The 13,179-nt window shown below is 75.1% G+C and carries 12 protein-coding genes; 6 read left to right on the plus strand and 6 right to left on the minus strand.

The features are described from left to right. Positions 1-3: 3 nt before the first annotated feature. The 3 genes from AAG589_RS02865 to AAG589_RS02875 form a co-directional block, all read right to left on the minus strand. Positions 4-1,269, minus strand: a complete 1,266-nt coding sequence (locus AAG589_RS02865) for a thiolase family protein (protein WP_430565731.1) — start codon at positions 1,267-1,269, stop codon at positions 4-6. A gap of 155 nt (positions 1,270-1,424) precedes the next feature. Next, the gene (locus AAG589_RS02870) at positions 1,425-2,654 is read right to left on the minus strand and encodes a ribonuclease D (RefSeq protein WP_430565732.1); all 1,230 of its coding nucleotides are present in this window, start codon (positions 2,652-2,654) and stop codon (positions 1,425-1,427) included. Beyond that, positions 2,651-3,250 (minus strand): DUF3000 domain-containing protein, encoded by a 600-nt coding sequence (locus AAG589_RS02875; protein WP_430565733.1) that lies wholly within the window; start codon positions 3,248-3,250, stop codon positions 2,651-2,653. The genes AAG589_RS02870 and AAG589_RS02875 overlap by 4 nt, the downstream gene beginning before the upstream one ends. A 261-nt stretch (positions 3,251-3,511) precedes the next feature. On the opposite strand from AAG589_RS02875, the gene gndA reads away from it, so the two are divergent. Genes gndA through AAG589_RS02895 form a run of 4 tightly spaced genes read left to right on the plus strand, consistent with a single transcriptional unit; the run spans position 3,512 to position 8,377 of the window. Further along, complete coding sequence (gndA, locus tag AAG589_RS02880) at positions 3,512-4,948, plus strand: NADP-dependent phosphogluconate dehydrogenase (protein ID WP_430565734.1); 1,437 nt, start codon at positions 3,512-3,514, stop codon at positions 4,946-4,948. Beyond that, the gene (locus tag AAG589_RS02885) at positions 4,945-6,318 is read left to right on the plus strand and encodes a carboxylate--amine ligase (RefSeq protein WP_430565735.1); all 1,374 of its coding nucleotides are present in this window, start codon (positions 4,945-4,947) and stop codon (positions 6,316-6,318) included. The genes gndA and AAG589_RS02885 overlap by 4 nt, the downstream gene beginning before the upstream one ends. Further along, a complete protein-coding gene (locus tag AAG589_RS02890; protein ID WP_430565736.1) occupies positions 6,315-7,637 on the plus strand; it encodes a carboxylate--amine ligase in 1,323 nt (440 codons plus the stop codon). Before AAG589_RS02885 ends, AAG589_RS02890 begins: the two co-directional genes overlap by 4 nt. Further along, positions 7,634-8,377, plus strand: a complete 744-nt coding sequence (locus tag AAG589_RS02895) for an aspartate/glutamate racemase family protein (protein WP_430565737.1) — start codon at positions 7,634-7,636, stop codon at positions 8,375-8,377. The genes AAG589_RS02890 and AAG589_RS02895 overlap by 4 nt, the downstream gene beginning before the upstream one ends. 142 nt (positions 8,378-8,519) lie before the next feature. Here the strand turns inward: AAG589_RS02895 and AAG589_RS02900 are convergent, their stop codons facing one another. Together AAG589_RS02900 and AAG589_RS02905 are read right to left on the minus strand one after the other, a co-directional pair. After that, the gene (locus AAG589_RS02900) at positions 8,520-9,017 is read right to left on the minus strand and encodes a hypothetical protein (RefSeq protein WP_430565738.1); all 498 of its coding nucleotides are present in this window, start codon (positions 9,015-9,017) and stop codon (positions 8,520-8,522) included. Positions 9,018-9,115: 98 nt separating this feature from the next. Next, positions 9,116-9,916 (minus strand): dihydrofolate reductase family protein, encoded by an 801-nt coding sequence (locus AAG589_RS02905; RefSeq protein WP_430565739.1) that lies wholly within the window; start codon positions 9,914-9,916, stop codon positions 9,116-9,118. A 119-nt stretch (positions 9,917-10,035) separates the two neighbouring features. Here AAG589_RS02905 and zapE point away from each other — a divergent pair, with 119 nt between their 5' ends. Then, positions 10,036-11,061 carry a cell division protein ZapE gene (zapE, locus tag AAG589_RS02910; protein ID WP_430566216.1) on the plus strand — a complete coding sequence of 342 codons (1,026 nt, stop codon included), beginning with the start codon at positions 10,036-10,038 and terminating at the stop codon, positions 11,059-11,061. Between the two features lie 31 nt (positions 11,062-11,092). Here the strand turns inward: zapE and AAG589_RS02915 are convergent, their stop codons facing one another. Next, positions 11,093-12,616 carry a hypothetical protein gene (locus tag AAG589_RS02915; protein ID WP_430565740.1) on the minus strand — a complete coding sequence of 508 codons (1,524 nt, stop codon included), beginning with the start codon at positions 12,614-12,616 and terminating at the stop codon, positions 11,093-11,095. A gap of 328 nt (positions 12,617-12,944) precedes the next feature. Between AAG589_RS02915 and AAG589_RS02920 the strand changes: the two genes are divergently transcribed. Next, positions 12,945-13,178 carry a hypothetical protein gene (locus AAG589_RS02920; protein ID WP_430565741.1) on the plus strand — a complete coding sequence of 78 codons (234 nt, stop codon included), beginning with the start codon at positions 12,945-12,947 and terminating at the stop codon, positions 13,176-13,178. The last annotated feature ends 1 nt before the right edge of the window (position 13,179 follow it).

Raw genomic sequence — 13,179 nt, forward strand, 5'->3', positions numbered from 1 at the left:
GTGTCAGTTCTCCTCGTCCGTCGCGGTGCTGGTCTGCTCGGCGGTGTGGCCGGAGTAGTCGGCGTGGTGCGGGTTCTCCCAGATCACGGTGCCGCCCTGGCCCAGGCCCACGCACATGGTGGTGATGCCGTACCGGACCTCGGGGTGCTTCGCGAACTGGTGCGCGAGCTGCGTCATGAGCCGCACGCCCGAGCTGGCCAGCGGGTGGCCCATGGCGATGGCGCCGCCGTACGGGTTGACGCGCTCGTCGTCGTCGGCGATGCCGTAGTGGTCGAGGAAGCTCAGCACCTGCACGGCGAAGGCCTCGTTGATCTCGAACAGGCCGATGTCGTCGATGGTCAGCCCGGCCTGGGCGAGCGCCTTGTCGGTGGCCGGGACCGGGCCGTAGCCCATGATCGACGGGTCGACGCCGGCGAACGCGGACGAGACCAGGCGCATCGCGACCGGCAGGCCCAGCTCGGCGGCGGTGTCGCCGGAGGCGAGCAGCGCGGCGGTGGCGCCGTCGGTCAGCGGGGACGCGTTGCCCGCGGTGACGCGGCCGCCCGGGCGGAACGGCGTCTTGAGGTTCGCGATGCCCTCGACGGTGGTGCCCGGTCGGGGCAGCTCGTCGGCGGTGGCGAGGCCCCAGCCCTGCTCGGCGGAGCGGACGGCGACGGGGACGAGCTCGGGCCCGACGTCGCCGTTGGCCACGGCCTTGGCGTACTTGGCCTGGCTGTTCACGGCGTAGGCGTCCGCGCGCTCCTTGGTGAGGTGCGGGAACTTGTCGTGCAGGTTCTCGGCCGTGACGCCCATGTTCAGGGCCTCGGGGTCGACGAGCCGCTCCGACAGGAAGCGCGGGTTGGGGTCGGCGTCGAAGCCCATCGGGTGGCGGCCCATGTGCTCCACTCCGCCCGCGATCACGACGTCGGCGCTGCCGGTCGCGATGCCGGCGGCGGTGGTGGTGACGGCGGTCATCGCGCCGGCGCACATGCGGTCGATGGCGAAGCCGGGGACGGTCTGGGGGAGGCCGGCGAGCATCCCGACGGTGCGGCCGAGCGTCAGGCCCTGGTCGCCCTGCTGGGTGGTGGCGGCGATCGCCACCTCGTCCACGCGCTCGCCCGGCAGCTCGGGGTGGCGGCGCAGCAGCTCGCGCACGGCCTTGACGACGAGGTCGTCGGCACGCGTCTCGGCGTACAGGCCGTCGGGCCGGGCCTTGCCGAACGGCGTGCGCACGCCCTCGACGAAGACGACGTCGCGCAGCGCGCGGCGGGCCGGGTTCCGTGTGGTCATGGAAGCTCCATCCGCAGGCGGGGGTCGGGACTTCGGCGTCCGACGAGCGACGCCGCTCTCGGGCGACGACCCGGTGGGGCCGGCGCCGAGGTACACGCTACCGCGAGTACCGGGAATCAGGATAGACCACTCTGAGACCCCGTCTCACCGACCTGTCAGGAGACGGCGGCGAAGGCACCCTCGAGGGGCGAGGCGACCAGCTCGATCTGCCACGGCCGGGCCGAGCGCCCGCGGAGGAAGTCCGCGATCTCGGGCGCGCTCGTCGGCTCCGGCGGGGTCCAGCACAGCCGGCGCAGGGCGTCCGGCTGCAGGAGGTTCTCCACCGGCACGTGCAGCTCCTCGGACAGCCCGGCGAGGACCTCGCGCGCCGCCGTGAGCCGGCGGGCTGCGACGGGGTCTCGGTCGGCCCAGGTGCGCGGCTGCGGCGGACCGTCGGAGCGCGGGCCGCGCTGGCTCGGGAGGCGGTCGTCGGGCAGGGCGAGGGCCTCGTCGATGGCGCGCTGCCACGCGGGCGCGCGGCGTCGCGTGGCCTTGCCGGCGAACTCCGGCAGGGCGGTCAGCTGCGGCACCGTGCGCGGCAGCGCGCGGGCGGCGGCCACGATGGCGCGGTCGGGCAGCACCCGGCCGGGGGAGACGTCGCGGGCGCGGGCGCTCGCGTCGCGCGCCTGCCACAGGCTGCGGACGACGGCGAGCTGGCGCCGGTCGCGCAGCGTGTGCGTGCCCGACGTGCGCCGCCACGGGTCGACCCGCGGGGCCGGGGGCGGCGCGGTGCGCACGGCCTCGAACTCCTGGGCCGCCCACTCCGTCTTGCCGTCCGCGTCGAGCCGCTCGGCCAGGCGGTCGCGCAGCTCCACCAGCACCTCCACGTCGAGCGCGGCGTACCGCAGCCAGTCCTCGGGCAGGGGCCGCGTGGACCAGTCGACGGCGGAGTGCTCCTTGGCCAGGCCGAGCCCGAGCAGCTCGGCGACCACGGCCGCGAGGCCCACCCGCTCCAGGCCCAGCAGGCGCGCAGCGAGCTCCGTGTCGAAGACTCGCGCGGGGCGCAGCCCGTGCTCGGCGAGCCCCGGCAGGTCCTGCGAGGCGGCGTGCAGCACCCACTCCGCGTCGCCCACGGCGTCGCCGATCGCCGACAGGTCCGGTAGGGCGACCGGGTCGAGCAGCGCCGTGCCGGAGCCCTCGCGCCGCAGCTGGACCAGGTAGGTGGCCTGGCCGTAGCGGTAGCCCGAGGCGCGCTCCGCGTCGGCGGCGACGGGCCCGGTGCCGGCCGCGAAGCGCTCGACGACGCGGTCGAGGCCGGCCGGGGTGTCGACGACGCGGCCGACGCCGTCCGCGGGCTCGGTGAGCGGGACGACGTCGGTGGCGGTCGGGGGGACTGCTGAGCTCATGGCCCCACGGTATGCGGTCGTGACCCGGGCCGGGGGTGCCCGCGGCCGCCGGAGCGGGCAGCGAGGGAGGCGACGCCGTCGGGCAGCGGCGGCAGGCCGCCGGCGGTCGCCATGAGGTCGCCCCACACGGCGAGGTGCACCCCGAGGTCCGTGTCGGTCGGCGTCCAGGACGCGCGGATCTCGAGGTCCACGGCGTCGGGCGTGGCGTCCAGGGCGCCGAAGCTCTGGGAGAGCACGCGCGTCACGGTGCCCCCGACGGCCAACGTCTCGACGCCCGCGGCCGCGAGCGACTCCGTCACCCAGGTCCATGCGACGTCGGCCAGGAGCGGGTCGGCCGCGAGCTCGGGCTCGAGGACGGCGCGCACGAGCGTGACCACCCGGAACGTGCCCTGCCACGTCTCCTGGCCGTCGGGGTCGTGCAGCACGACGAACCGGCCGGTGGCGACCTCCTCGCCGCCGGGCTCGACGACCTCGCCCTCGAGGGCCACCGAGTAGGGGGCCACGCGCGTGGGGCCGGGGATCTCCGCGAGGTGCACCTCGCCGCGCAGCCGCCGCTCGCGCAGGGACGCCAGCGCGGCCGCGAACGGGGCGGGCACCTGCCTGGGATCCTTCCTGGGATCCGTCGTGGAGTCACCCGTGCGATCGCCGGTCACGCCAGCCACCGTACGGGGCGCCGCGCCCGGTGGGGCGAAACGACGCGGCGAGGCGCCGGTCGTGTCCGGATCGTGATGGTCCGTACACCTCGGCCGCCGGGCCCGACTACGCTGGTCCCGGCTCCCGGGCGGGGGCGCGCGTGCCTCAGTCGCCGCCACCCGACCGCCCGACCCGTACCGAGAACCGACGGAAGCAGGGAAACGATGACAGCTCGTGCCCAGATCGGCGTGACCGGCCTTGCGGTGATGGGCCGCAACCTCGCCCGCAACTTCGCGCGGCACGGCTACACGGTGGCGGTGCACAACCGGTCGTACGCCAAGACGCAGTCGCTCATCGCCGACGCCGGGCACGAGGGCGACTTCGTCCCGTCCGAGTCGATGGCCGACTTCGTCGCGTCGCTGGAGCGGCCTCGCAAGGTCGTCATCATGGTCAAGGCCGGCGCGGCCACGGACGCCGTCATCGACGAGCTGGTGCCGCTGCTGGAGTCCGGCGACATCGTCGTCGACGCCGGCAACGCCCACTTCCCGGACACCATCCGCCGGGAGAAGGCGCTGAGCGCGAAGGGCCTGCACTTCGTCGGCACCGGCGTGTCCGGCGGCGAGGAGGGTGCCCTCAACGGGCCCTCGATCATGCCCGGCGGCACGCGCGAGTCGTACGCGAGCCTCGGCCCGATTTTCGAGGACATCTCGGCCAAGGTCGACGGCACGCCGTGCTGCACCTACGTCGGCCCCGACGGCGCGGGCCACTTCGTCAAGATGGTGCACAACGGCATCGAGTACGCCGACATGCAGCTCATCGCCGAGGCCTACGACCTGCTCAAGCAGGGGCTGGGCGCGTCCGCCGCCGAGATCGGCCAGATCTTCGCCGAGTGGAACACGGGCGACCTCGAGTCGTTCCTCATCGAGATCACGGCCGACGTGCTGCAGCACGTCGACGCGGCCACCGGCAGCGCGTTCGTCGACATCGTGCTCGACCAGGCCGAGCAGAAGGGCACCGGCCGCTGGACGGTGCAGAACGGCCTCGATCTCGGCGTCCCGATCACCGGCATCGCCGAGGCGACGTTCGCCCGCGCGCTGTCCGGCTCCGTGCCCCAGCGCGAGGCGGGTCGCGCCGCCCTGCCCGCCGACGCCGGCACGTGGGAGATCGCGGACCGCGACGCGTTCATCGAGGACGTGCGCCTCGCCCTGTACGCGTCGAAGGTGGTCGCGTACTCCCAGGGCTTCGACCAGATCGCCGCCGCCTCGGCCGAGTACGGCTGGGACGTCGACCGTGGCGCCATGGCCCGCATCTGGCGCGGCGGCTGCATCATCCGTGCCCGCTTCCTCAACCGGATCACCGAGGCGTACGAGCGCGACGCGCAGCTGCCCCTGCTGCTCGCGGACGAGTACTTCACCGACGCCGTGGCGAACGGCCTCGGCGCCTGGCGCCGCGTCGTCGCGCAGGCCGCCCTCAACGGGGTGCCCACGCCGGCGTTCTCGTCGTCCCTCGCCTACTACGACGGCGTGCGCGCCGAGCGGCTGCCCGCCGCGCTCATCCAGGCGCAGCGCGACTTCTTCGGCGCGCACACCTACCGCCGCACCGACCGCGAGGGCACCTTCCACACCGAGTGGTCGGCCGACCGCTCCGAGCAGGAGGCATGACCGCACCCGTGAGCACCACCAGCACCAGGGGCACCGCCGAGGGCGCACGTCCCGAGGCGGGCCCCGGGTTCCAGCCCGTCATCGTCGGGTCCGACATCGGCGTGTACGCGCTCGCCCGCTCGTTCCACGAGCGGTACGGCGTGCGGACCACCGTCGTCGCGTTCGCCGAGCCGGGCCCGATCGCGCACTCCCAGATCATCGACACCGAGCTGTCGGGCACCGCGCCCGAGCAGATCGTCGCGGCGCTCCAGGACGTCGCGGGCCGGCTGGCGACGCCCGGCCGCGCCCTCGTGCTCCTCACCAACATGGACTGGGTGGTGCGCGTGCTCGTGCACCACCGCGAGGAGCTCGAGGCCGCCGGGTACGTCGTGCCGTTCGCGGACGCCGCGCTGATCGACCGGATCTCCGACAAGGCGGAGTTCCAGGAGGTGTGCGCCGAGCTCGGGATCCCGACGCCGGCCACGGTGATCCAGGACTTCGCCCGGGCCACCGAGCCGGGCTGGGAGCCGCTGCCCGTGGCCTTCGACTTCCCGGTCATCGCGAAGCCCGCGAGCAGCGCCGACTACCACGACGTGCAGTTCGCCGGGAAGAAGAAGATCTACGAGATCGCGACGCCGGCCGAGCTGGACCGGCTCATGATCGCGCTGCGCGAGGCGGGCTTCCGTGGCCGGTTCCTGGTGCAGGAGAACATCCCGGGCGACGACACGCGCATGCGGTCGGTCACGGCCTACGCCGACTCGAGCGGGCGGGTCACGCTGCGCTCCTCGGCGCAGGTGCTCCTCGAGGAGCGCACGCCCGCGGCCCGCGGCAACCCGTCGGCGATGATCGTCGAGCCGATCGACGAGATCCTCGACGCCGCGCAGCGGATCCTCGAGCACACCGGGTGGCGCGGGTTCGCGAACTTCGACGTCAAGCTGGACCCGCGCGACGGCGTGTTCAAGTTCTTCGAGCAGAACCCGCGCATCGGCCGGAACAACTACTACCTCACCGCGGGCGGGCAGAACCCGACCGAGGCCCTGGTGGACGACGTCGTGCACGGCGTGCGGCGCGAGCCGGTGACCGCGGACCGCGAGGTGCTGTACTCCGTCGTGCCCAAGCGCCTGCTGCGCTCGTACGTGCTGGACCCTCAGCTGCACGCCCGCGTCGTGCGGCTGCAGCGCTCGGGGCGCACCGTGCACCCCCTGCGCTACCGGGCCGACGCGTCTCCGCGCCGCCGGCTCTACGTGCTGACGGCGATGCTCAACCACGTCCGCAAGTACCGGCAGTTCTACCCGCTCGAGGCGCTGCGCCGGAACTACGCGGCCAACACCGCCGCGGGCGGCGGCGCGGCCGGCGCGTCGGCGGCGAGCGGCGCCAAGGAGGCATCGTGACGCAGACCCCGCAGCGACGGCTGCAGCCCGTCGTCCTGGGCGGCGACATCGGCGCGTACAGCCTGGCCCGGGCGTTCCACGAGGCGTACGGCGTGCGCTCGGTCGTGGTGTCCGGCGCGTCCACGGGCCTGGTGCGGCACTCGCGCATCCTGCAGCACGTGGCCGAGCCGCGGATCGACGAGCCGGAGGCGATCGTGGCGCGCCTGCGCCGGATCGCGGACCAGCACCCCGACGCCGACCTGGTCGCCGTCGGCTCCGCCGACTGGCTCGTGCGGATGCTCGTGCAGCACCGCGCGCAGCTCGAGGACCGCTACCTGATCCCCTACGTGGGCGAGGACCTGCTGCTGCGCCTCACCGACAAGGAGGAGTTCGGGGCCCTGTGCGCCGAGCTCGGCCTGGCGCACCCCACCACGGTGGTGCACGACGTCGCGTCACCCGCCGAGCCGGACACCAGCGGCCTGACGTTCCCGGTGATCGCGAAGGCGGCCAGCACGGCGGCCTACCACGACGTCGAGTTCGCGGGGAAGAAGAAGGTCTTCCTCGTGGACACGCGTGCCGAGCTGCTCGATCTGCTCGCCCGGGTGCGCGACGCCGGGTACGTCGGCACGTTCGTCGTGCAGGACTACATCCCCGGCGACGACTCCGGCATGCGGATCCTCACCTGCTACAGCGACGCGCAGGGCAAGGTGCGGTTCTCGTCGTTCGGGCACGTGCTGCTCGAGGAGCACGCCCCGGGCGCGCTCGGCAACCCCGCGGCGATCGTCACGGGCACGCAGCACGAGGTCGTCGAGCAGGCGCGCCGCCTGCTCGAGCACGTCGGGTGGACCGGCGTCGCGAACTTCGACCTCAAGTACGACCCGCGCGACGGGCGCTACGTGTTCTTCGAGCTCAACCCGCGACTGGGCCGCTCGAACTACTACGTGACCGCGACGGGCGCCAACCCGGTGAAGTTCTACGTGCACGAGCACCTGCGCGGCCTGGACCCCGACCCGCGGGCGGTGCTCGGGCCCCACGTCCCGCTCTCGGGCGACGGCGAGGTCACCACCGAGCACCTGTACACGGTGCTGCCGGGGGCGCTGCTGCGCCGGTACGTCGCGGACCCGGCGACCCGGTCCGTCACGCGGCGCCTGCAGCTGACCCGGCGGGCGTCCAACCCGCTGTGGTACCGCAAGGAGTGGGACCCGCGCCGGGTGGCCTACCTGCTCGTGGCGCAGCTCAACCAGTTCCGCAAGTACGCGCGCCACTACCCGGTGGCGCAGTCGCGGGCGCTGGCCTGGACCGGGCCCGCCGCGCCGCAGGGCGCCCGGGAGGGCGCATGACCCCGGGGGTCGAGGGCGCCGACGGGACGGTCGAGGACCGGCCCGTCGGCGTCATCGGCGGGGTCGGCCCGCTGGCCACCGCGTACTTCCTGCAGCGCGTGGTGCAGCGCACCGTGGCCGACCGGGACCAGGACCACGTGGACCTCGTCGTGCTCAACCACGCGACCATCCCGGACCGCACGGAGTTCGTGCTCGGCCGGTCGCCCGCCGACCCCGGGCCCGTCCTCGCGCGCGACGCCCGCCGCCTGCAGGACTTCGGCGTGCAGTTCCTGGTGATGCCGTGCAACACGGCGCACTACTTCACGCAGCAGGTGCTCGACGCGATCACCGTGCCGTTCGTCTCGATCGTCGACGTGACGGTCGCGGCGGCACGCACGCGGGTCCCGGGGCTCGAGCGGGTCGGGCTCCTCGCCACGGCGGGCACCGTCGCGTCGAAGGTGTACGACGACGCCTTCGCCGCGTACGGGGTCGACGTCGTCGTCCCCGACGCGGCCGACCAGGACGTCGTCAACGCGGTCATCTACGACCAGGTCAAGGCCGGCCTGCCGGCGGACCCCGACGCGCTGCGCGGCGTCGCGTCGCGGCTCGTGGAGCGCGGGGCGTCGGTCGTGGTGCTCGGGTGCACCGAGCTGTCCGTCGCGGCCGTCGACCACCACCTGCTCGACGAGGAGCCGTTCCTGGACTCCATGGACGAGCTGGTGCGGGCGACGATCGAGCACGCGGGGCACCGCGTGCGCTGAGCGCACCCACCGCTGGTTGAGCCTGTCGAAATCTCGCCCGTCGCTGGTTGAGCCTGTCGAAACCCGGTGACTGGGTTTCGACAGGCTCAACCAGCGGTGGCGGGGTCTCGACAGGCTCGACCACCGGAGGTGTGGAGCGCGGTCAGTCGCCGATCGCGCTGGTCCCGGCGTACAGGTGCAGCACGGGCACCTGCAGGTGCTCGCGGGCGCGCGAGGCCCAGTCGTTGCGGAACGTGTCCTCGACCACGTGCGGGTAGGTGACGACGACGACGTCCTGGACGCCGTCGGGCCCGCCCTGCGCGGCGACGGCCGAGGCGAGCGCGGGCAGCGGGTCCTCGTCCGTGACCGCCCCGTCGGCAGCGGCGCCCGCGGCGCGCAGCCCGGCGAGCGACTGCTCGAGGCGCTGGGCCGCGGTCTGCTTCGCCTGCTCGGGCGTGGGCTCCTTGCCCACGATGTCCTGGCCGGCCTCGCGCAGCTCGCCCACCCACAGGTGGTCGATGATCGCGGCGACCACGTTGCGGTCGGTGTCCGAGGGGACGAGCACGTGGTAGCGCTCGGCCTGCTCGTCGTGCAGGGACAGGATGTGCGCCACGTCGGCGTCGGTGAGGGCGTCCTCGGTGAGGACGACGGTCGTCGGCATGCCAGCACCGTAGCCACCCGGGGGCCCGGATGCGAGGCCAGCGGTCCGTTCGGGGGCGGACGTGACGCGCGCCTCGCCTCGTCGTCCCGGGGGTGTGCTCAGCGCAGCAGCCACCGCGCCAGGAGCGTCCCGGACCCCGGCGCGTGCAGCAGGTGGGCCAGGCGGGCGGGCGTGGGCGGCGACGCCGGGATCCCGGCCGGCCGTGGCTCCTCGCCGGGGGCACCGGCGGGGGAGGCCGCGACGATGCGCGACGGGCCGGGCCCGACCAGGCAGGGGCTGGTGGTGACGCACAGCTCGTCGACCAGGTCGTCCGCGAGCATGGCGGCGAGCAGCGTCGGGCCGCCCTCGCACAGCACCCCCGGCAGGCCGCGTTCGGCGAGGGCGGCGAGACCGGCGCGCAGGTCCACCTCGTCGGGATCGTGCGCCGACGCCACCGCGACCACCCGATCGGCGGGGACCATCCGGCGCGCCGTCGCCGCGCCCGCCTCGCCGGTGAGGACCAGCGGAGGCCGGTCGCCGTCGGCGAGCTGCTGTGGCACCCGGCCCGAGCGCGTGACGAGCGCGAGCTCGAGCGGCCGGTCGGCGCCGGGGAGGTCCCGGGGGCGGTCGAGCGCCGTGTAGCCCTCGTGGCGGGCGGTGCCCGCGCCCACGAGGACGACGTCGGCCGCGGCCCGCAGCACGCGGAACACCCGCCAGTCGGCGTCGTCTCCGATCGACCCCGAGCGATGGTCGGGACCCCACGCGCCGCCGTCGACCGTGCTGACGAAGTTCGCCCGCACGGACGGGCCGTCGCCGGGGCTCGCGGCGTAGAGCTCCGCCAGCCGCCGCTCGGCGGGGTCGAGGGGCAGGTGCTCGGGCCCGGGGACGAGCAGGTCCAGCGGTGTCGTGGCAGATCTCACAGCGGCCAGCGTACTGACGCGGCGTAGCCTTGACGGTCGTGACGCTCACGCAGGACGAAGACCGGGACCAGGAGACGGACGAGGCCGCGACGCCCCCGGGGCCCCTCCCGGACGGGCCGGTGCCGTCGCTGTCGGCGGTCCGTCCGACCGTCTCCCCGGACCGGCTCCTCGCGGACCTGGTGCCCCCGCGGCACTTCGCGCAGGCCCGCTTCTCGACCTACCGCGCCGACCCCGCGCACCCGAGCCAGACGTCGGTGCCGGCCCGGCTGCAGGAGGTCGCGCGCGAGATCGTGGCGCCGCGCTCGTCCGGGCTGAAGGCCCTGTTCGGCCGCCGTCGGGCCGCGCCCGCCGTCTACATGGACGGCGGCTTCGGCGTCGGCAAGACGCACCTGCTCACGTCGCTGGCGCACGAGGTGACCGCGGGGCTGGGCGAGGGGTCCGTCGCGTACGGCACCTTCGTCGAGTACACCAACCTCGTGGGCGCGCTGGGCTTCCTCCCGACGGTGGAGGCGCTCGCCACGCGGCGCCTGGTCTGCATCGACGAGTTCGAGCTCGACGACCCCGGCGACACGGTGCTGATGTCGCGCCTGCTGCGCGAGCTCGCCGACCGCGACGTCGCCCTCGCCGCGACGTCGAACACGCTGCCGGAGGCGCTGGGCGAGGGCCGGTTCGCGGCCGAGGACTTCCTGCGCGAGATCCAGGCGCTGTCCTCGCGCTTCGAGGTGCTGCGCGTCGACGGCGAGGACTACCGCCACCGCGCCGTCGTGACCGAGGCGGCCCCGCTCGCGGCCGACGTCGTGGCGCGGACCGCGGCCGGCCACCCGGGCGCCGTCCTCGACGACTTCGACGACCTGCTCGCGCACCTCGCGACCGTGCACCCGAGCCGCTACGGCGCGCTGCTCGACGGCGTGCAGCTGGTGGCGCTCACCGGCGTGCGGCCCGTGCAGCGCCAGGAGGTGGCGCTGCGGCTCGTCGTCCTGGTGGACCGGCTCTACGACCGCGACGTGCCGGTGCTCCTCGCCGGCGACGCCGGGCAGCACCTGTTCTCCGAGGAGATGCTGCGCGGCGGCTACCGCAAGAAGTACTTCCGGGCGCTGTCGCGCCTGGGCGCCCTCGCGGAGGAGGGGCGCGGGCTGGCCGACTGACCGTTCGCACGGTTCGCCGCGGACCGCGGCGTCAGCCGCCGGGCGACCGGTCGACGGGGCCGGCGTGCAGCACGGCGGGCGACCGGGGCGGGATCCGCAGAACGCCGCCGGCGAGGGTCGTCCCCGCCGGGTCCCAGGCGGCCACGAGCTGTGTGTCGGCCGGGAGCGACGAGACGTCGACCTCCGCCGGCTCCGCGCCGGTGGCCAGCGCGACGGCGGTGCGCCCGCGGCTGCCCAGGAGCGCCGTGCCGTCGGTCCGCACGTCCACGGGCAGGTCCCGGTCCGCCGACGCCGTCGGCCGGAGCGACACCAGCGTGCGGGTCCAGTCGACGAGCCGGCGGGCCGGCTCGTCGCGCGCGGGCACGGGCACGTGCTCGGTGTCGAGCACCGGCGGCGTCCCGGCGAGGATCGCGAACGTCAGCAGGCAGGCCCGGTCGTCGTCGGTGACGCCCTCGACGCCCCCGCAGGAGCCGTCCGCGTCGGGCGTCCACGGGACGGAACGGTTCGCCGCGGGCAGCCGCGTGAGGTCCCGCACCAGGACGGAGGCGGCGCGCTGCGTGGCCCGGTGCGCGCGCCGCAGGCTCGGGGGGCGCCACGGGGACGTGGTCGGCCCGAACACCTCGTGCGCCAGCCGCCGCAGGTCCTGGACGGGGTCGGCGTCGCCGGGCGCGGCGAGGATGTGGTGCACGATGGTGGTGAGCCGGTCGCTGCGCCCGGGCCCGTCGACGAGGAGGTGCAGACGGCGGCCGAGCCGCTCCGCGAGGCGGTGGACGTCCTCGGCGAGCTCCCCGAGGAACGGGACGGCCGAGCGGTCGACGAGCGCCTCGACGTCGAGCAGCAGGCCGTCCACGTGGAAGTCCCGCAGCCACCGCTCGGCGTCGGCCACGAGGAAGTCGCGCGGGCCGCGGCTCCCGCTGCCGTCGAGGTTGATCCGCGGGCTGTCGGAGCCGGGCGGCCCGGGCCTGGCGCCGGTGCGCGGGCCGATGCGCGACCCCGTCGCGTAGGGGCCGAACGCGTGCAGGCCGAGGTCGTCGGCGACGGCCCACCGGTGGGGGGCGTCCAGGACGACGGCCAGGCCGCACCCGTGGGCGCGGTCCACGAACCGCTGCAGGGCGCGCGGGCCGCCCAGCGGCTCGTGCACGGCGAACAGGCGGACCCCGGCGGCGGGGCCGCGATCGGGGTCGTACGCGGCGACGGGGGAGAGCTCTACCCCGACGACGCCCGTCGCGGCGACGTCGGGGAGGAGGTCGCCGGCGGCGTCGAGGGTGCCGGCGGGGGTGAAGGTGGGCAGGTCGACGCGCAGCAGGGCGCCGGAGCCGAGGTCCGCGCCGCGCCAGTCCTCGTCCGTCCAGCCGAACTCCTGGTCGAGCACCCGGGAGGGGCCGTGCACGCCGTGCGGCAGCCAGGCGCTGCAGGGGTCCGGCGCGGGCGGTCCGCCGTCGACCGAGAAGAGGTAGTCGGTGCCGGGCGCGAGCTCGTCGTCCGCGCGCCAGTAGCCGGGCTCGTGCGCCCCGACGAGGCGGAGGGGGAGGCGGGAGCCGCTGTCCGGCAGCACGACCTCGACCGTGTGCGCCCGTGGCGCCCACAGGAGCGGCCGGGGCCCCGGCCAGCGGTCCCGTGTGCGGGGGAGCGGGGGCGGGGGTCCAGGTGCCGCCCTGTCGGCGAGGCCTGCATCGGCAGCGGTCACGGCGGACACTCTAGCCACCGGCGGCGACCTTCGCGGCTCCGCGTCCAGGTGACGGATGCCGCGGTCGACGGCGGTTCGCAGCGGTCGTTCGGGCGGCGTCCGGGGTTCGCGCAGCCGCGGTCGGGCCTCCGACTGGCGAAACAAATAGTGTGCCAAGCGCGGGCGGTCGAGCCCGCCGGCTGCTAGACCTTGGCCCATGAGCACGGATGGCACAGGCGCCCGACCCACGGCGCCGGTGGACAAGCTGGACGAGTCGATCGCCTCGCAGGCCAGGCTGGCACCCCGGCGGCGCCCGCTGGACGATCGGTACCGGGACGCCAGGTCCGGGGGAGACGCGGCAAAGGCGCCCGCGTCGCTCTCCGCGGCGGAGCTCGGTCCCATCGAGGGCGCCTCGAGCGGAGTCTCCTGGGACGACCCCGACGAGCTCTGAG

Origin of the sequence: Isoptericola sp. F-RaC21, from assembly GCF_038593535.1 — a bacterium.
Taxonomy (GTDB): domain Bacteria; phylum Actinomycetota; class Actinomycetes; order Actinomycetales; family Cellulomonadaceae; genus Isoptericola.

Excerpts from the sequence above, each read along its gene's own strand:
- AAG589_RS02865 (WP_430565731.1), bottom strand. The coding sequence starts at position 1,269 with ATGACCACACGGAACCCGGCCCGCCGCGCGCTGCGCGACGTCGTCTTC.
- AAG589_RS02870 (WP_430565732.1), bottom strand. The coding sequence starts at position 2,654 with ATGAGCTCAGCAGTCCCCCCGACCGCCACCGACGTCGTCCCGCTCACC.
- gndA (WP_430565734.1), top strand. The coding sequence starts at position 3,512 with ATGACAGCTCGTGCCCAGATCGGCGTGACCGGCCTTGCGGTGATGGGC.
- AAG589_RS02885 (WP_430565735.1), top strand. The coding sequence starts at position 4,945 with ATGACCGCACCCGTGAGCACCACCAGCACCAGGGGCACCGCCGAGGGC.
- AAG589_RS02895 (WP_430565737.1), top strand. The coding sequence starts at position 7,634 with ATGACCCCGGGGGTCGAGGGCGCCGACGGGACGGTCGAGGACCGGCCC.
- AAG589_RS02900 (WP_430565738.1), bottom strand. The coding sequence starts at position 9,017 with ATGCCGACGACCGTCGTCCTCACCGAGGACGCCCTCACCGACGCCGAC.
- AAG589_RS02920 (WP_430565741.1), top strand. The coding sequence starts at position 12,945 with ATGAGCACGGATGGCACAGGCGCCCGACCCACGGCGCCGGTGGACAAG.